This is a genomic window from Ignavibacteriales bacterium (assembly GCA_026390595.1).
GTDB lineage: Bacteria > Bacteroidota > Ignavibacteria > UBA10030 > UBA10030 > UBA9647.
Genome location: JAPLFQ010000009.1, coordinates 47,304 through 66,267, shown reverse-complemented (window position 1 = coordinate 66,267; position 18,964 = coordinate 47,304). Strand labels below are relative to the sequence as shown.

Below are 18,964 nucleotides of genomic sequence, written 5' to 3'. Positions count from 1 at the left end.
ACAGTATACTGCCCTGATGTCACATCTGCAACCACGGCTTCTCTAAATGCGGAACTGTATTGACGAACTACCTTTTCCATGGTCCTGGCTCCTGTCGATCGGTAAATGATTACCTGTCAACTTTTTCCAGGACGATACAGTATGCCTCACGAGCATGGTTTCGAATGCCGTCTCAAGTTCTTTTTCCAACTTGACACGAACTGACTCTGTTCGGACGGATTTTCAGATCCATCCAGCGAATCTTTAGTTAACTGAAGGACTGCTTCATGGGAAGTGCTTCAAAAATAATTCTCATCGGTGCCACGTCGCTGATCATCGGCATTTACGCTGTCGCCCTCAAAAAGGTGCAAACCGATGAGATTCTTACAGCATTGGTTGACGTGAAGCGCGTGCAGTTCGAACAAGCGCAGGCAACCGCTGTGGCTACAGCGATGGATCTTTTCGTGATTTACGGATGCAAAACTCTGTCCGGTTCGAGGAACGCGCTCGGGGGAGGCACGTACTCATACAGTTTCAGCCGTCCCACCCACTGGAACGGCACGGCATGGGTGCCCGACAACATTTATGCTGACCTGACACTGACTGCCACGCTGGATGGTGTTCCTCGGGTCATTACGGCCCGTGTAGAGGATACGAGTCTGCGTTCAGACCCAAGCCAGAGATTTGTCAAGAAGGGACCCCGTAAGATACACCGCGGCCGCTGGGAGGTCACAAAGTACTACGTCGCACGTGAACATTGATGTTTGTGTAACTGACCATCTCCCCCGGCCCGACAGTTTCCATGCCCTCCAACGGTTATCGAGTTTGTCCCCAGTGCGGCAATTATTGTCTTGAGCGCGACCGTCAGCATTTTTGCGTTTCGTGCGGCAACAAGTTGGTTGGGGAGTGTTCTCAATGCGGCAAACCGATCCTTCATCCGCACGGGAAATTCTGCTACCATTGCGGCAAAGTGTACGGATTCCCCAGAGTTCAAAATGGATCGGATCAGCGCCTCGCTGATCCCCCGGGATCAGGTATAACGGTGTGGCAAAGCCAGCAGCGTGGTAAGCTCGAGACTCGGTTTGTCCATGACGGCCCTCGTGTGAACCGCAAGGTGTAATGTCGCGCACGGCCGTCCCTTCTTTCCTGCTTTCCCCTCTTCTGGCATTGCCCTGTCTTGTTCCGCAACCTGTTTGACTATTGGATTTCTAAAGCTGATATCGTATACTACTGTACCCATAGGTTCACCGAGATGGCTTTGGCAAGCGAAACTCAACGGGAAAACCACTATCGCCTTTGCCCGGATTGCAGTAATTTCTCTCACATCCTTGAGAACCACTATTACTGCATACTTTGTGGGTCGAAGCTTCTCGATCGATGCACCCAATGTGGTACGCCGATTCTGCATCCGCATGGAAAATTCTGTCACCATTGCGGTTTCAGTTATCGTACCGCGATTGACCATCATTCCATGCAGTCTTGAGTCTGTGAACTGGATATGCCTCCACTGAGCGCATCAGAATATCGTATTCAGGCAACCGACCAGTCTGGCCGCCCCATCCAGAGGTATATCACATCGGTGTCTCTGATTGCCGCACGCAAGAAAGCCGGGGTGTTGGCAAAGACGTATGGCTGGAAAAAAATTTCGGTCAGCAAAAAGAAGTCCTACTCGTATCGTGTCACAAGGGGCGGGAACCAGATCGACGGCGTGCAAAGTGCGTACTCCAAAGATGAAGTGGTCACTGCTCTGGAGAAAATTGGATTCACCGTGAAGAGCGTCAACCGGTTCTATGATGTCCGGTTTGCCGCAGCATCCGATGAGGTTGTCACGTTCATCGGCACCAGTGCGAAGCTGCTCGAGCAAAAACTCCCCTACAATGAAATCCTGGTGATCATGGCGGCACACGTGCGCGACAAGAACCTGCGGGGAGCGCTCAAGGCGATCATTCGGGACCTGAAAGATGGAGTCGATTCCCGCGACGCATTTCTGCGCCAGGGAAAGGTGATAGGCCATGATACGGCGTTGATGCTGGGAATCGCGTCGAAGAGCGGCGACATGAAGGCGATTTTCGAAAGCGTCGCCCACTTTGTGGAGCGGCAGGCGGATTTTAAAAAAGGGCTGGTCAGTTCGATGATCATGCCAGCCGTCACCGCGCTCGCCTTAATTGGAGCGTTGTTGTTCTATGTGATGTACTTGCTTCCCCGCATGGTGGAAATGTTGGCGCCGGTTATGGGAGCGATGCCTCCGTTGACGGCCTTTACCATGGCGACCAGCGACATGCTGCGCGAGAATCTTATCCTGATCATTACAGTGGTTTTCGCTGCCCTCGGAAGTTTCTATGCGTACATCATGACGACCAACGGGGCGGTGTGGTTTGACAAATGGGTGATCAGGCTGCCGTACGTAGGGAGAATTCTCAAGAACACCAGTTCGGAATTGTTCTGTCGCGTGCTGGGTATCCTCTATACGTCCGGCGAAAACATCGATGCAATTCAGCATGCAGCCGAAGCGTGCCGCAACCGGTACTTGGAGCGTCAAATGAGAACCGTCGCGGTGCCCACGATGCTCAAATACGGGACGGAATTCTGGAAAGCGATGGAGATGACGAACTTCTTTCCGGAGATGATCATTTCCCGGTTTCGGACTGCCGCAGAGACGGGAAGTGTGAAAGTGACTGCTGTTCAGTTGGCTGATTACTATGAGATGGAAAACCGGTATGCCATGAAGAACCTGGTGAACGTCATCGAAGTTGGTGTATCGATCGTCATCATGGTTGCCATGGTGTTCCTGACGATGCTCTCGTCCGAGACAGCCTCCATCAAAATCGAGCCAAAACGTGACCAGGGATCAACAATGACGTCGAAGCCCGACACCATTATCGATATGCGAGAGAGATAACAAGCGACGTGTCAACAACGGCCCCAACACGGAAAGCAAAGAGAGAATTCGGCGATCTGATGGTCGAGAAGGAGATCATTACGCCTGATCAGCTTCTCGCTGCGCTGGAGATCATGAGCCGCGAGCCCCATGAGCGGCGCCGCAAGCTTCCCCAGGTTCTGGTCGACGACATCAAGGTGAACCGGGACAGCATCTACGAAGAGATCGCCGATTACTATGCGTTTCGCAAGCTCCAGATCAAAGAAGAGGAGCTCAACGACGAGACACTCGCCTTCGTTCGCAAGCATCTCAACGGGCTTCCTACGACGGTCCGCGCCATGGCGCTGGAATTCCACGTTCTTCCGTTCATGATAGATCCGGCCAGGCCGGAACGGCTCATGGTCGTGACGCCGGATCCAACGCGGAAAGAAGTCTACGCCATTGCCCGGTCGTTTCCGTTTCAGAAATTCGAGATTTGCTACATCCGGCTGGCCCAATGGGAGGAGCTCTGGCAGCGGGTCAACATCACGCGTTCCGGCTATGCGGACCTTGAATCAGATGCGCATGACCTGTCGGCTGACGGTTCTGAAGAAGATTCCGAGATGTACGAGCAGGAGCTCGAAGAGGAAATCAACCGCAGCGGTCTGGTGGATCTTGTCGAAAACGTCTTTATTGATGCAGTGCGTGTGGGAGCCAGCGACATTCACGTTATTCCCCGAGGCGAAAAGCGGACGGAATTCCATTTTCGCATTGATGGCAAGCTGACGATGTGGTATGCCAACACGGAATCGCGGGCGGAAGCGGTGTCCGCCGTCGTCAAAGACCGGGCGATGAATCTCGACAGGTTCGAACGAAGCACTGCGCAGGACGGATTTGCCCAGTTCACGATCGACAAAAAAACTATCCGTTTTCGTGTTTCGGTCATACCAACCATCGGCAGGGAACTGAAGAGCAAATACGAATCAATTGTCATTCGTGTTTTGCAGGAACCGCTGTTCAGCACGAAACTGGAAGATATCGGCTTCGATCCGTATTCTCAGCAGGCATTCAAGAGAGCGATCAGCCGCCCATACGGAATGATCGTGGTTACCGGCCCGACAGGAAGCGGGAAGAGCACGACGCTGTTCGCTGCGCTCCGGACTATCATCGATCCGGCTGTGAACGTCATCACCGTCGAAGATCCTGTGGAGTTCTTCATCGAAGGGGCCCGGCAGGTCAAGCTCAATCCGAAACTCGATTTCGAGGGTGCGCTCCGCGCGATCCTGCGGCACGATCCGGATATCGTTATGGTGGGTGAAATCCGGGACAAGATTACCGCCGATCTGGCCATCAAACTCGCGAATACCGGCCACTTGACACTCTCCACCCTGCACACGAACGATGCCGCGAGTGCCGTCTCAAGACTCTTCAAGATGGGTATTGAGCCTTTTTTGATCGCCTACTCGATCAACATTATCCTCGCGCAACGACTTGTGCGCAAGCTGTGCGTGCGGTGCAAGCTGCCGGTCGATACGCCGGACCTCGAGGCTCTCATCAAGCTCGGATTGAAAGAGGAAGAACTTGCCGATGTAAAACTCTACCGGCCGGTCGGATGCATCAGCTGCATAAAGGGGTACAAGGGTCGGACAGCCATCTACGAAGCGCTTCCCTTCACGAAGAAGATCCGCCAGAACATTTTGGAGTCAGGCTCCGTGGTGGACGAGGAAGCGATCAGGCAGGAAGCGATGCGCCGCGGGATGCAGCCCTTGAGGATCTCGGGCCTGCAGCTCGTCAAAAAGGGAATTACTACGATTGAAGAAATTGCAGCCGTGACAATGGAAGACGATGAGTAGAGTCGTTTTATTGAGGAGAATATTATGAATGCCGCCGCAAGCAGTATGGAAGCCCGAACGCTTCTGATGGTCGATGATGACGACGCTTTCCGGATTGCTATGAAGCAAGCCCTCTCAGCAGGCGGAAAGTACAGAGTCCGTTCCGCCGACTCGGGTGAAGCCGCCATTGAAGCTCTTCAGCATGACCGGTTCGACGTGATTCTGCTCGACTACCGCATGCCGGGCATCTCCGGCCTCAATGTGCTTCAATGGATGCACGAGCAGAAAATCGACACGCCGGTTGTCATGATGACAGCCGCCGGATCTGAGGGGATCGCCGTCGAAGCGATGAAGCTCGGTGCCTACGACTATGTACGAAAAGAGCAGGTGGAGATCGATCACATCGGCATCCTGATCGATGGAGTCTATGAACGATACCTGTTCAGGAAAGAAAAGGAACGCCGGGAAGCCATTGAGCGTGAACGGGAAAAGAGCCTGGTCGCCATCGAGACATTTCACAGTACGCTGGCATCGATCGCCCAAATTGTCAACAACTCACTCTCGATGGTCTCGCTGAATATCCAGGAGCACGAAACAAAATTGCGCCCCTTTGTCGCAGATGATGCGCAGCAGCGGCTGACGCAGGTATTCGCGGACCTGAAGCAGGAGTACAGCGTCATTGCATCCGCGGTGAAATCCATGCTGGACATGGCCAACGTCCTCCACGGGAATTTCACGGATGCCAACTACACACAACACCTGCACGACATGCTGAACGGTAATCTCAAGAATGTGCAGCTGCGCGGGGTGACGTACTCATTTCCGAAAAAGCAGTAGGAAGCGCTCGGTCATGATTCTGAACTTGTCATATCATCATACCGTGGTATTTTCCGGAAGTCGCTTGTCCGCGCGAAGAGGACGATTCCAATGAACCTCGGGCAAACAATGCTCACCGCAGGCATGCTGATGCTGCTGATTATGTCTGTCGTAAGCGCGAACCGCATGATCGGTGAAAATACCCAGGCGCAGCTTCAAACGCAGGCGTTGGCGATTTCGGCGACACTGGCCAATGATTTGCTCCTGGAAATCCTGAGCAGGAAGTTTGACGCGAACTCTGACACGCTCGGTTTGAAGGTGCCATCCGATTTTGACGATGCCGACCACCTCGCGCCTGGCGCCAGCGAGCTGGCGAACTGCCCACAACCAGACAGTAGCTATGTCGGCGCGTTCAGGTCGATCACGGCATACAACGATGTCGATGACTATAACGGGTATCGGCGGATCGTGACGAGTAACGGGCTATCGGGGTTCAAACTCGATGTGGTCATTTACTATGTGAGTTCAGGTACACCCGATACGAAGACAACATCCAGGACGAACTTCAAGAGAATTCAAGTCACTGTGACGCAAGATCAGTTTCTGACCACAGCGCTGAACAATGTACCGGTCTACACTGCATTGGCATCGTATTGACCAGGCTTCCCGGACTCTCGTGCCGAGACTCCGGGCGAAGTTCGTCAGGCCCGAAGCAGTTTTCGCAACAACATTTTGCTGCTTGTTCACAGACGAGCAGACCAGTCGCTGCGTGAGAATAGCTCACGATGTCGAAAATGAAGCAATTTCGGGGACGGGTTGTATCAAATCTTGAAATTGTCTCATTGGACGCACGCAGACCTCCCACACAAACTCCCAGATTTCCTGCTTTTTCCTCTTGCTTGACTGAAAGCATCGGCGCTTTCTTTTGTGACAATTTTTATGCACTTTTTGCCGATGTGGCCTCGGACGCGGGCAATCTGAAGGTTGTTGCTTGAGTGTTGTCCTTGGGTGATGTGAAGAACCTGATTTCAGCGGTATGTGATTCACAAAGGAAGAGATTTACTCAGGAAAATAGCGAAGTCGTTCGATAGCTGTGTCGGCCAAGACCGCAAATACCGTTCAAGATCTCACAAAGCTCAATGCCTCCAAGGATGCTGCGCGTCAGTGTCTTATGGCCGCGGACAAGTACCTGAAAGAATTTCATTTTGATCTCGCCAAGCAGCAATTAGAGAAGGCAAAAGAACTCGATCCCTCCAATGTCTACATTTTCGCGTTTCAGGACCGCATAGCCCATTTCGAGGCGTCGAAGAAGAAGGAAGCAGCGGCTCAGGCTGCCGCACCAGCCGTTCAAAAAGCGGTTCCGAAACCAGCCCCTGCACCAGTGAAGGCCCCTCCACCCGCCCAGGCTCCGCCGGAACAACCGGTGGCTGTCAAAAAACCTGCTGAGGCACCAGCGCTCCCATCTGATGTCCAATCAGAGGAAACCCGGCTTGCCGAGGAACGCAGGCGTGAGGAAGCGGTTCGTATGCTCGCGGAGATCCGCCAGAAAGAAGCTGCGGAGCGTGCTGCCGGCGAGGTGCAAAAGAAGCGTGAGACTGATGCGCTTCTTGCCGCAGAAGATCAGAGGCGGAGAGAACTGGAAGCCCGTTTGGATGTAGAGCGACAGCGGCAGCGGGAGATTGAGTACCGGCTTGCAGCGGAGGAAGAACGGCGCAGAGAAGAGGACAATCGGGGACTCGAAGACCGCAGACGCCGGGAACTCGAGTCGCGAGCGATCGCAGAAGAGCAGCGGCGGAGGGAGCTCGAAGAGCGCGTATTGCAGGAAGAACGAAAACGGAAAGAGCTGGAATACCGGATTGCGTCCGAAGAACGCCGCCAGCGGGAGACAGAAGCCTTCGCGGCCGAGGAACAACGGCGTCGGGAGCTTGAGATGCGGGCCGCGGCGGAAGATCAGAAGCGGAGAGAGCTGGAAGCACGTATTACTGCAGAGGAACAACGCCGGAAGGAAATGGAAGCGCGCATGGCGGCCGAAGAGCAGCGGTTCCGCGAAGAAATGGCGCGCCGGGAAGAAGAGCGGCGGCGCAAAGAGCTGGAAGCGCGTGCGTCTGCGGAGGAGCAGCGACGAAGAGAGCTCGAGATCCGCGTTGCAGAAGAAGAGAAGAAACGGAAAGAGCTGGAGAGGCGCGCTGCCGCCGAGGAAGAACGGCGAAAGGAAATAGAGAGCAAGGTCCAGGAGGAGGAAGAACGGAGAAAGCAGTTTGAGGAAATTGCCGCTTCTGAGGAGCGTCTGCGGAAAGAGATCGAAGGGAAGATGAGGGAGGAAATGCGCCGACGCCAGGAGGAGGTACGGCAGGCGGAAGAAATGCGGCGCAAAGAATCAGAGCTTCGTGTTGCGGAGGAGCAGCGGAAACTGGAAGATATGCGACGCCAGGTTGAAGAACTGACGCGGGCCCTGGAGCAGGAAAAGAATGCCCGGCAGGAAATCAGTCGCCTCAATCTTCAAAGCCCTGTCAAGCAATTGCGCGAGGCCCTTGAAACCGCCTGGACGAACGGGGCGCCCGACGAGAATGCGGCCCAGGAACTTCACCAGAGGGCCGCGGCCCTTTCGATACCCCCTGATGTCGAGCAGTCTCTCATTCGGGAAGTGAAACTCGACATGTACAGCAAGGCGGTCAAAGAAGTAGTATCCAAGCGAAAACTCCTGCGGAGCTCATCGTCCACGCTGGAATGGCTGCGCAAAGTCTATCAGGTAAGCGTTGCTGAATACCTGGAAAACGAATCCAAGTTCCTTCTTGACCTCGTGGCCGACCAGTATAAGGGAACCGTGCTGCTCGTCTCGAAGCTTATAGGGACGAAGGAAGATATCACCCCGCGCCTGAAATCCTCCGGTTTCGCCGTCGTGCAGGCCATCACGCCTGAAAACGCCCTCGAGAAGATCGAGAAAGTGAACCCCAATATCATTCTTTGTGACACTGATTTCCCGGGTGGTTTGAGCGGCATCAGGTTTCTCCATGTTCTTCGGGTAAATTCGAAGTTCAATTATGTCCCGTTTGTCCTGATCGGCGACGCGGCGGAAATGGCGCAGCTCAATTCGTCCGAACTGAAACCCAATGAGGGGGTTATAAAGCAGCCGATCGAGTATGAGGAACTCACGAACCTGATGAATGAGAAACTCGCCTGGTTCAGAGACTACATTTCGTCGTTAAAATAGCCGGCCCAGCTGGCTGCTATCGAACGCCCAATGAAAGAGGAGACTACGCATGAGTAAAGTTGTATTACTCGTCGAAGATGACGAAGACAACCGAGATCTTGTCAGCTTCGTCATCGCCCGGAGCCGCATGGACGTGAATCTTGTCATCGCGGAGAACGGACAGGAGGCGATCGATAAGGCCTTTGCCAATCCTCCCCACCTGATCCTGATGGATATGCAGATGCCGGTGATGGACGGCTGGCAGGCCGTTCCCATTCTCAAGGCGGATAGCAGAACCAAGGATGTACCTGTGATTGCGTTCACAGCACAGGCGAAGCCCGAGGATAAACAGCGGGCCCGCGAAATGGGTTGCTCCGACTATTACACCAAGCCGATGGATCCGGAAGAACTTCTGACTCTCATCAAGAAGTACTTGTAATCCTTGCACTGCTCGTCCATGGCGGCGAGTGTGTAAAAACTTCTAACAAGTTCAACTGACTTCGTGAAGGCCGTATGCTACGATCGAAACTTTTCTGGAAGGTGTTGACATATTTCGGCGTGCTGTTGATTATCCTGACAGCGATGACGGTTTTGACCCTCGTTCTGTTGTCACAGATTCAGCAGAATTTCACTGTGGCGACAACAGAGATGCGCGCACTGGGAACGATTGAACAAATACGCTCTTTGCAGAATGACATTCCTACTGCGGCGTATCGATACGGACTGATGGGAGCAGCGGAAGAAAAAGAAAATTATGTGCAGGGCTGGAAGGATCTCCGAACGCAGTTTGCAATCGCCGATGGACAGTTTACCGATAGCTCAGCGCATAGAGACTTGCGAAATGCTCAGGAGTATTCCAACCAATGGAAACAGGAGATTGGCGACAAACTCATCGCTCTCGGGGATGAGCGTGCTGCGAAGGGGCGACTGGAAGGGCTCGACAGCAGGGTCCGGGAGATCACGGATTCCGACGCGAGGGTGAGGCACCTGAGTGTTGCCAGGAACATTCTGGGTTTACTGTACGCACATCGCATGCCGGGGCAGATTCGCTACCTCGATACTGCCACCGGGTTAAGCGGCAAGCTGAGTCAATTCGTCATTGTCGTCAACGTGCTGCTCGCGATTTTCTCTCTCGTCCTCGGGTTTATCCTCACGCGTTCCATTACAAGCCCCGTCCGTCTGCTGAAAGAGGGGACGAAGAGCATTATGGAGGGGAGTTTCGAGCCGATCCACCTGACGCAGAACGATGAGTTGGGAGATCTCGCGACAGATTTCAACCAGATGTCTTCGCTGCTCGGCAGCAACTACAACCGCCTCAACGCTTACTCTGAATTGGTCACCACGCTGAACTCGTCGGCTTCGATGCAGGACGTGGAGCGAAAGGGCCTTGAGATCCTGTGCAAGCATACGCATGCAGTGCTCGGTGCGCTGTATCTCGTTGCTCGCGGAGAGCGCTATCTCGATCTCGTCGGCGGGTTCGCTCTGAAGGTGGGAGGTGCTCTTCAAAAGAGAATAGATTTCGGTGAAGGAATCCCGGGTGAATGCGCAGCCAAAGCCCAGGAAATCGAGGTGGATGGGATCTCAATCACATCGGGTTTTGTCGTAGAGACGGGCCTCGGCTTGCTCGTGCCGTCGTACATTATTGCCAAACCGATTGTGTTCCATGACGAGGTCCTTGGTGTTCTCATACTTGGCGCAACGAAAAAATTCGGCGACCAGGAGAAGGAAATCGTCAACAATTCGGTTCCTCAGCTTGGCGTGGCGCTGACCAATGCGATGAACTTTGAAGAAACCCGCAACCTTTCCGTCGAGATTGCCAAGCGCAACGAAGAGTTGAGCTCGAAAAACGATGAAGTCGAGAAGGCCTACAAGGTGAAGTCCGACTTCCTCTCGAGCATGTCTCATGAGCTCCGCACACCTTTGAATTCCATTATCGGTTTCAGCTCGGTGCTTCTGGGACCAAGCGGTGACCCGCTGACGGACGATCAGCGCATGGCACTCGAAAAAGTGCTGAAGAACGGACGTCACCTCCTCCAGCTGATCAACGATATTCTGGACATCTCCAAGCTTGAGTCGGGAAGGATGACGGTCAGCGTGGAGACTGAGGAGATCACGTCAATCCTCTCGAACTGCATACTGATTGTCGAACCGTTGATCCAATCGAAACGGCTGACGTTGACGCAGGAAGTTCAGCCTGGCCTGCCGGCGCTGAGCACGGATATCGTCAAAGTGCGGCAGATCATGGTGAACCTCCTGAGCAATGCATCGAAGTTCACGGAGAAGGGGGGAATCACGATCAAGGTTGCCCAGCAGGAAAACGGCATGGTATCGTTCGGCGTCAAGGACAGCGGCATCGGTATCGCGCCGAAGGATTTTGGCCGGGTCTTCGAGGAATTCCAACAGGTGGACAGCAGCAACACACGGAAATACAAGGGGACCGGTCTTGGATTGCCCATTGCCCGCAAGCTCGCACGCATGCTTGGCGGCGATCTCACTGTCGAAAGCGAGTTGGGACATGGTTCGACGTTCATCCTGACAATCCCGGCGAAGATTCCGCAACAGCTTGTTGAGGCCCAGCAGGGGGGAGCTCCTGCGAAGCGGCCGGAAGCGGTTCCTACAAAACCCTCGATCGTTTCTTCCCTGCCGCCGCCGATGGCAGGAGGTCAGCAAGTACAAATCCTGAGTATCGATGATGATCCGGATGTGATCGAAATCCTCCGCAAGTACCTCGTGCCGGAAGGATATTCCATTGTCGGCGCGCTTTCGGGTGACGAAGGCCTGGAGCTGGCCGTGAAAATGAACCCGGCTATTATCACGCTGGATATCATGATGCCGAAGAAGGACGGGTGGCAGGTGCTCCGGGAGTTGAAACAAAATCCGCAGACGCGCGATATCCCCGTTCTCATCCACTCCATCGTCGACAACAAACCCCTGGCACTGTCGCTGGGCGCTGTCGACGTGATGACGAAGCCGACGGATCCGAAACGGCTGCTCTCACTGGTGAAGAAGCATTATCATTCAGGGGACAAGTTCATCCTGCTTGTCGATGACAACCTCGACTTTGCCCTCGCGTGCAAAGACCTTCTGAAACGGGACGGCCTGGAGGTGAAGATCGCGACGCGCGGCGAGGAAGCACTGAAAATTCTTCAGGAATCAATTCCATCCATCATCCTTCTCGACCTGGTCATGCCGGGTATGGACGGGTTTGGAGTCGTTCGTGAATTGCAGCACAAAGCAGCATGGAAGAGTATCCCCGTCATCATACTGACGGGAAAATCACTGACCCCCGAGGATCACAATGAACTTGATCCTTATGTTGCGGACTATCTCATGAAGGATACGTTCACAACGGCAGCCATCTCGGGCGCGATCAAGAGCATTCTCAACGCAGCACCCCCGGCGAAAGCGTAACGAGGAACCTATGCAAGAAGAAGAACCTCTCATACTTGTTGTTGATGACACCGAAGACAACCTCGACCTGCTCGAGTTTGCGATGAAACGCAAGCCCGTCCGGATGCTGCGTGCGACAAGCGGCCAGGAGTGCCTCGTCCTCGCGGCAGAAAAGCAGCCGGATATCATTCTGCTCGATATCCAGATGCCTGAGATGGATGGATTCGAGACACTCAAGCGCCTGCGGGCGAATCCGAAGACGATCAAGATCCCTGTTGTCTTTTTGACTGCACAGCGGAAAGACGCTGAAAGCATCGCGGCCGGCCTCGCTCTTGGTGCCGAGCAGTACCTGACCAAGCCGATTGACACGGACGAATTGCTCGTCCGGACGAGGATGCTGGTCCAGCTGAAGCGCGCGGAGGCTGAGCTGGAGCGCACTAAAGCAGACTTCATGGCGATGCTCGTGCACGACCTCCGGAGCCCCCTCATCGGCGTCAAGAGCGTCATTGAACTTCTTCAGGATTCCGGCAAGGGAGCGATTCTGGGAGACGATCATTTCGAACTGCTGAACTCAGCGCATTCTTCTGCAAAGAAGCTGCTCGGGTTGATCAGCGATTTCCTCGATCTCTCCAAGTACGAGACAGGTACGATTGCCTTCGAGGCAAGCGCGATTCGGGTGGAGACGTTCATCGATCCGGTGCTTCAGCAGATGGATATCCAGTTCCGGCAGAGAAACGTAAAGCTCAACAAGGATGTTCCGGCAAATCTGCCCGAGGTTTTTGCAGACGCTCTAAAGACCGAGCAGGTTATCATGAACCTCCTCAGCAACGCCCTGAAATTCACAAAGAGCGGCGGTGCCATCGCACTCGAAGCAACTCCGGTGACATACGAAGTGATTACAGCGGGGGGAGTGAAGAACAAACAGTTTGTTCAGATCAGCGTCACCGACAACGGAGTGGGAATCGCTCCGGACGAGTTGCCGCTGCTGTTTGAACGCTACAAGCAGGTTTCGTCGGCCAAGGTTGTGAGACAGAAAGGGACGGGTCTCGGTTTGATGATCTGTAAACGCATTGTCGAGGCCCAGGGAGGGCGCATCGCGGCTGAAAGTGAACCCGGCAAGCGAACGACGTTTAAATTTGCATTACCCGCAGCAGAATGACGATTTCTATTCATTTCCAGAGGGTCCTATGAACGAACGAATTCTTGTTGTCGACGACGAAGAAAGTCTCCGCCTGTCGCTCAAGTTCAAACTGAAGTCAGCGGGCTTTGATGTCGATACCGCCATCGACGGCGAAGAAGCGCTCGAGAAACTCAAGGCGAAGCCTGCCGACGTCGTCCTTCTCGACATCAACATGCCTCGCATGAGCGGCATCGAAGCATTGACGATCATCCGTCAGACGTACCCGCACACGGAGGCGATCATGCTGACCGGGTTTGCCGATTTCAGCACGGCAATTGAGTGCCTGAAGATCGGGGCCAAGGACTACCTTGTCAAGCCGGTCGATACGACAGAGCTGGTGACGCGTCTGCGTTCGCTCGTGCGTTCCCGTTCTACGGAACGCGCGTTGCAGGACGTGCATCAGGAGTATCTTGGGTATCTTTCGGAGGATCTCATCGACCCGTTGAAGAAGATTGAGACTATGCTTGAGCAGGTGTCAAAGCTGCCGGCAGACGCGGAGAAGGAACGGAAGAAAGCACTGACGGGTGTGCGGGATCTTGTCGAAAAGCTTAACGGGAAGCTTCTGCTTGTTGCCGAAGTGGCGAAGAGTGCTGCGGAGGGTGGGGCATCTGGCGAGGAAGACGTCAGCCCCTCACAATTCACGGAAAAACTGAGGGAGATTCGAAAAGGATCAGCGCGGTAAGGGCTTTGCTTGGCTGTCGGGCTGTGTCTGGATCGGTTGATTTCACTTATGTCACAACTTGAGAAACGCGCCACCATTACCTATCTGTACAAATTCAAGTTTCAGGATGGTACAGAAAAGAAATTCGAAGTCGTGCTGGATGAAGCCACGCTTGAGCTCCAGCGCGAAGAACCGGATCCGATGCCGGAGTGGACAAAGCTCAAGTATGAGCAATGTGAGAATTGCCCTCTGCCCGGCACCGTCGAGTACTGCCCGGTAGCAGTCAGCCTTGCCGGACTCGTCGAATCGTTTTCTGATTCAGTTTCCTACCAGGCGGCTGACGTTACCGTCGAGACAGCGCAGCGTACCTTCTTCAAGAAAACAACCCTCCAAAAAGGGCTGAGCGCCATCATCGGGATCTATATGTCCACGAGCAATTGTCCCGTGTGCGACAAATTGCGCCCGATGACGCGTTTTCACCTGCCGTTCGCGAATTCGATTGAGACGTTTTTCCGTTCGGTTTCCTCGTATCTCACAGCCCAATTCCTGTTGATGCGTCAAGGGATGCCCGCCGATTGGGACCTGAAGGGTCTCCAGGAGATCTATAAGGAAGTGAATACGGTGAATAAGGGTATGACGACCCGCCTGCACCACGCAACCGAGAAGGATGCAAATATCAACGCCGTCGTTATTCTCCATTCGTTCGGCGATGGCATTACGTACTTTATCGAGAGCGGACTCGGCGACCTCGAGCCGATGTTTCAGGTCTTCCTCCAGAAAAACGAGTCTCCGGATAGCGAGAGTCCCCGGTAATCTCAGCAGGCAGAGGGATGCTCGGGAGAAACGCATTCTTCCAATCTCTTGCTCTTTCAATCCCCGAACAACACGAAGTCAAGAATAAGGAACCCATACCATGAGTCGTATCCTGAGTTCGGTCATTCTATTTCTGCTCGCAAGTGCCCTAACCGTCTCGGGCCAGGCGAAGAAGCCCGCTGAAGCAGAGGGTATTCTCAGTGCCGCGATCCAAAAGGCGGAATCGACAAACAAGAATGTCCTCCTCATTTTCCATGCGTCATGGTGCGGCTGGTGCAAGCGGTTGGACGCTGCGCTGGAAGATCCCACGCTCAGGGACTTGATGGAAGAAAACTATGTCATCACAAGACTCGATGTTCTTGAATCAGGTGAAAAGACCCAGACATTGGAGAATCCGGGCGGTAAGAAAATCATGAACGGCCTCGGGGGCGAAACATCGGGCCTGCCGTTCTATGCCTTCCTCGACGCAAAGGGGAAGAAGATTGCCGACTCCAACGTGATGCCGAAGAACCAGAACATTGGATATCCCGGGTCTCTTGAAGAGATCTCCGCGTTCGAGAGCCTCCTCAAGAAGACAGCGCCGAAGCTAACCGGCGGTCAGCTTGCTACCATTGTTGCCTTTCTGCAGAAGAATATGCCCCGCTGACGTGCGTCTGAGTCCGGAGAGCCTGTACCGTTCACCGCGCTATGAACGCCATCGTAGTGTCCCATCGAGTGTGCGGGTGATGCAAGTTAAATCAATATCACATGGATGACGCTCGATGATACTTCTCAAATGGATTCTGGTGGTGCTTGCTGTAGCGGTGATCGCCGTGCAATTCATTCGGCCTGAAAAGAACATCTCGAAAGAACAACCCCAGACAGCGATCACACAGCATTTTCCCGTTCCCCAGACAATCCAATCGGTTCTTCAGCGATCCTGCTACGACTGTCACAGCAACAACACCGAGTATCCGTGGTATGCGGAGGTTCAGCCGCTCGGGTGGTGGCTGAATAAGCATGTTCGCGATGGCAAACGGGGAGTCAACTTCGATGAGTATTCCGGCTACAGACTGATGAAGCAATACCGCAGGTTCAATGATATCATCGAGCAGGTGCAGGAAGACAAGATGCCGCTCCCATCGTACCTCATCGTGCATCGGTACGCGAAGCTGACGACAGAGGAAAAGGACGAATTGGTGCAATGGTGCAGGGCGATGAGGGATTCTATGAAGGCGAAATTCCCTGTTGACAGCCTGGAGCGAAGACCGAGGAAATAAGGTTGGTCTTGCTTTGGATCTCCCTGAAGTCGCTCCTTGCGGAGACGCCTGCCAAAAGAGATCACGTGACGTTTATCGAAAGCCATTCCGATGATCGAAACTCAGCATCTGACAAAACGCTACGACACAAAAGTCGCTGTGGTTGACCTCAACCTCAAAGTCCACGAAGGGGAAATCTTCGGATTCCTCGGCCCCAACGGCGCCGGCAAGTCGACGACGGTGAAAATGCTGACGGGCATGATCTTTCCCAGCTCGGGAAACGCTCTGGTAGAAGGTTTTGATATTCTCAAAGACCCGATTGAAGTGAAAAAGCGTATCGGCTACGTGCCGGAGACGGGCGCACTCTTTGAGAGTCTGACAGGGTGGGAGTACCTGCAGCTCATTGCTGATTTGCACCACATGGATCGGCAGATCGCCGGCAAGCGAATAGAGGAATTTCTCCATCTTTTTGGGTTGTGGGATGACTGCCACGCCCGGCTTCAGCAATACTCGAAAGGCATGAAGCAGAAGATCCTCATCTCTGCCGCGCTTGTTTCCAATCCCCCCGTCCTCTTTCTCGATGAACCGCTCAACGGTCTCGATGCGAATGCTGCGCTCGTTTTCAAGGAACTTCTCAAGAAGCTCTCCATGCAGGGGAAAACTATCTTCTTCACCTCTCATGTATTGGAAGTTGTCGAGAGGATTTGCACACGGATAGCCATCATCGATCATGGCGTCATCATTGCCGAAGGGACAGCACAACAGATAGCCGAATTCACAGGACAACACACACTGGAAGAGTCGTTCGCGAAGCTGACTGGAGTACGGGATGCACGTGATTCGGCGCAGGATTTTCTGGAGGCCCTGGGTTCGTAATGCTCCACAGGCTGTTCACTGCATATGGCATTGATTTCATTCAGTGGAAGGCGCTGACAAGGGCCGCGGTCCGTCTGGCGAACCGCCAGTCCTCTCTGCGATTTGACTCAACCTCAGCGCGCGGCAAGGACATGAACTACTCTCTTCTCCTTTCCGCTTTCATCTATCTCGTTCTCGGATTGGTGATGACGAGTTTCGTGTTCAAACTGCACGACTCGTTCTGGTCATCACTGATTCTCTTCACCATTGTCGGCTTTATGGTCGGTTCCCTGATGCTGGTGGAGTTTGGGACGATTGTCGTTGCCCCCGAAGACTACCATGTCTTCAGCGTTCAGCCCGTGTCGTCAAGGACGTATTTCGCCGCCAAAGTGACGTTCACGCTTTTCTATGTCCTTATCTACACGATGGCGTTGGGGTTGCCATCGGTCCTTGTGTACGGACTCGCTCCCCGGTTCCGCGGAGAAGGCTTCGCAATGCATCCGTACCTCATGATCGCGTCGTTCGCAGGACTCGTCATGGTCGGCGTTGGTGTGGCGATGACCATGATTCTGGTCTACGCAACCATACTGCGGTATGTGCACTTTCGGAAACTGAAAAACGTTCTTTCCTATCTGCAGCTGACGATGTCATTCGTCGTGTATGGCAGCTATTCATTGCTTCCCTCGTTTATCGAAAGGGTCGGTTCAGATTTGCCGGGTGTGAAACCGTGGTGGGTGTACTTGCTCCCGATGAGCTGGTACAGTTCGTTCCTTGACCTGGCGAGCGGAACATTTGATCCCCTCTCGATTCTCGCGTCGGCTGCCGGCGTTGTTTCTTTTGTCGGCATTATTCCCTTCGCGCTCTCCAAGATATCGATCTCGTACGCCGAGAGTCTGTCTGAAGCGAGCACAGTGCCTGAGGAGAAGAACTACCGACAAAGTGCCGGATCCCGGAATGTCAGCTCGGTCTTTCAGCGTGACGAAGATCGCGCCATCGCGATGCTCATCAGGAGTCAATTCAAGCATGATACACGGTTCCGGCTCGGTATCCTGGCCATCATCCCGCTGACGGTTCTGTATCTGTTCATGGGATTGCGGGGAGGCGGGAAGCTCTTCGATCCATTTAATCCGGACTGGAAGTCGCTGGCCAACTCGGCGCTGATCTACTTCGTCATCATCCTCTTTCCGATGACGATCAAGGAAGCTGTCACCAGGTCTGAGTCGTATCTTGCGTCGTGGATTTTCTTCGTGACGCCGGCATCGCAGACCCGGTTGGTTCTCTCGGTGAAGAAGATCCTCTTCTGGTTCTTTGTTGTTCCCTATCTGAGCATTCTGGGCCTTGTCTTCCTCTATTATTTCGGCAACATCGTCCATGTGATGATGCATATGCTCGTGCTGTTCCTCTTCAGCTATTCCTTCCTGCAGGTGTTCCTGCTCGTGAAACCGCAGATGCCTTTTTCTGTCCCGCGCCAGCTGGGAGAGCGGGCATCCATCCTTGGAACCGTGATGTTTCTTGGACCCGTCGTGCTCGTGGGCCTTCTCCTCGGGTTCTCGTTTTTTGTGTACCAGAACACGGTTGTATACATCGCCGTTGTGTCATTGCTTATCTTCCTCACAATGCTCCTCGAGAAATTTCTCGTCTTGAGGATTACCAGAAAACTGTCCCGCCTGGAGTTTCGCGGGTAACACCGGATGCTCCATTCTTTGCGCCGGGTCTTTGACCGAAGAAGAACCCATAGTCCCGGATTCCCCGCATTGCTGCACATCCGCCGTGTGTCTTCCGATCTACTTGACCCTCGAGCGGGTGTTCCGGATCAACGATTTGCATGCAATGTGATGCGTGACGAGCCGAGCGTTGTCGCCGTTGAGCGTATCCTCATCAGCAAGAACCCAGTCGATTGAAATCCCAGCGAGTATCAAATTGAGGCACATCGATGTTCCTGCTGAATGAAGTCCGGTTTGCTGTCCCGAGAAGCTCCCAATTCTTCGTATGACCCTTTCCGTCTGCATGTGCAGAAGCGTTCGCCCGCCATTAACGAAAAGGAATCCGATTTTCGAAGAGAATGGCAGCGACATTGTTGATTGATTTCGGCCCAGCATTTTTCTATTATAAATAGCTTATCTGAGGAAAGTGAGAGTCGCTACAGTGGTCAA

At 53.8% G+C, this 18,964-nt stretch carries 16 protein-coding genes; 15 read left to right on the top strand and 1 reads right to left on the bottom strand.

Annotated elements, in window-relative coordinates; translation table 11 throughout:
- The first annotated feature begins 266 nt into the window (after positions 1-266).
- The gene (locus tag NTU47_03915) at positions 267-740 is read left to right on the top strand and encodes a hypothetical protein (GenBank protein MCX6132941.1); all 474 of its coding nucleotides are present in this window, start codon (positions 267-269) and stop codon (positions 738-740) included.
- Between the two features lie 269 nt (positions 741-1,009).
- Here the strand turns inward: NTU47_03915 and NTU47_03910 are convergent, their stop codons facing one another.
- Entirely contained in the window at positions 1,010-1,219 is a 210-nt protein-coding gene (locus tag NTU47_03910; GenBank protein ID MCX6132940.1) for a hypothetical protein, read from the bottom strand.
- Between the two features lie 258 nt (positions 1,220-1,477).
- Here NTU47_03910 and NTU47_03905 point away from each other — a divergent pair, with 258 nt between their 5' ends.
- The 14 genes from NTU47_03905 to NTU47_03840 all read left to right on the top strand — a co-directional run bounded on the left by NTU47_03905 (position 1,478) and on the right by NTU47_03840 (position 18,496).
- The gene (locus NTU47_03905) at positions 1,478-2,878 is read left to right on the top strand and encodes a type II secretion system F family protein (protein ID MCX6132939.1); all 1,401 of its coding nucleotides are present in this window, start codon (positions 1,478-1,480) and stop codon (positions 2,876-2,878) included.
- An 8-nt stretch (positions 2,879-2,886) separates the two neighbouring features.
- A complete protein-coding gene (locus NTU47_03900) occupies positions 2,887-4,689 on the top strand; it encodes an ATPase, T2SS/T4P/T4SS family (GenBank protein MCX6132938.1) in 1,803 nt (600 codons plus the stop codon).
- A 24-nt stretch (positions 4,690-4,713) separates the two neighbouring features.
- The gene (locus NTU47_03895; GenBank protein ID MCX6132937.1) at positions 4,714-5,505 is read left to right on the top strand and encodes a response regulator; all 792 of its coding nucleotides are present in this window, start codon (positions 4,714-4,716) and stop codon (positions 5,503-5,505) included.
- Between the two features lie 90 nt (positions 5,506-5,595).
- Complete coding sequence (locus NTU47_03890) at positions 5,596-6,141, top strand: hypothetical protein (protein MCX6132936.1); 546 nt, start codon at positions 5,596-5,598, stop codon at positions 6,139-6,141.
- A gap of 436 nt (positions 6,142-6,577) precedes the next feature.
- Positions 6,578-8,695 (top strand): hypothetical protein, encoded by a 2,118-nt coding sequence (locus NTU47_03885; protein ID MCX6132935.1) that lies wholly within the window; start codon positions 6,578-6,580, stop codon positions 8,693-8,695.
- Positions 8,696-8,744: 49 nt separating this feature from the next.
- Positions 8,745-9,113: a response regulator gene (locus tag NTU47_03880; protein MCX6132934.1), complete on the top strand. Its 369-nt coding sequence runs from the start codon at positions 8,745-8,747 to the stop codon at positions 9,111-9,113.
- Between the two features lie 74 nt (positions 9,114-9,187).
- A complete protein-coding gene (locus tag NTU47_03875) occupies positions 9,188-12,085 on the top strand; it encodes a response regulator (protein MCX6132933.1) in 2,898 nt (965 codons plus the stop codon).
- Between the two features lie 10 nt (positions 12,086-12,095).
- The gene (locus NTU47_03870) at positions 12,096-13,223 is read left to right on the top strand and encodes a hybrid sensor histidine kinase/response regulator (protein MCX6132932.1); all 1,128 of its coding nucleotides are present in this window, start codon (positions 12,096-12,098) and stop codon (positions 13,221-13,223) included.
- A gap of 28 nt (positions 13,224-13,251) precedes the next feature.
- Complete coding sequence (locus NTU47_03865) at positions 13,252-13,926, top strand: response regulator (protein MCX6132931.1); 675 nt, start codon at positions 13,252-13,254, stop codon at positions 13,924-13,926.
- Between the two features lie 48 nt (positions 13,927-13,974).
- Positions 13,975-14,718, top strand: a complete 744-nt coding sequence (locus NTU47_03860; protein MCX6132930.1) for a hypothetical protein — start codon at positions 13,975-13,977, stop codon at positions 14,716-14,718.
- 100 nt (positions 14,719-14,818) lie between these two features.
- Positions 14,819-15,364 carry a thioredoxin family protein gene (locus NTU47_03855; GenBank protein ID MCX6132929.1) on the top strand — a complete coding sequence of 182 codons (546 nt, stop codon included), beginning with the start codon at positions 14,819-14,821 and terminating at the stop codon, positions 15,362-15,364.
- Positions 15,365-15,479: 115 nt separating this feature from the next.
- Positions 15,480-15,977: a heme-binding domain-containing protein gene (locus tag NTU47_03850; GenBank protein MCX6132928.1), complete on the top strand. Its 498-nt coding sequence runs from the start codon at positions 15,480-15,482 to the stop codon at positions 15,975-15,977.
- Between the two features lie 90 nt (positions 15,978-16,067).
- A complete protein-coding gene (locus tag NTU47_03845; protein MCX6132927.1) occupies positions 16,068-16,832 on the top strand; it encodes an ABC transporter ATP-binding protein in 765 nt (254 codons plus the stop codon).
- Positions 16,832-18,496 (top strand): hypothetical protein, encoded by a 1,665-nt coding sequence (locus NTU47_03840; protein ID MCX6132926.1) that lies wholly within the window; start codon positions 16,832-16,834, stop codon positions 18,494-18,496. Before NTU47_03845 ends, NTU47_03840 begins: the two co-directional genes overlap by 1 nt.
- Positions 18,497-18,964: the final 468 nt, after the last annotated feature.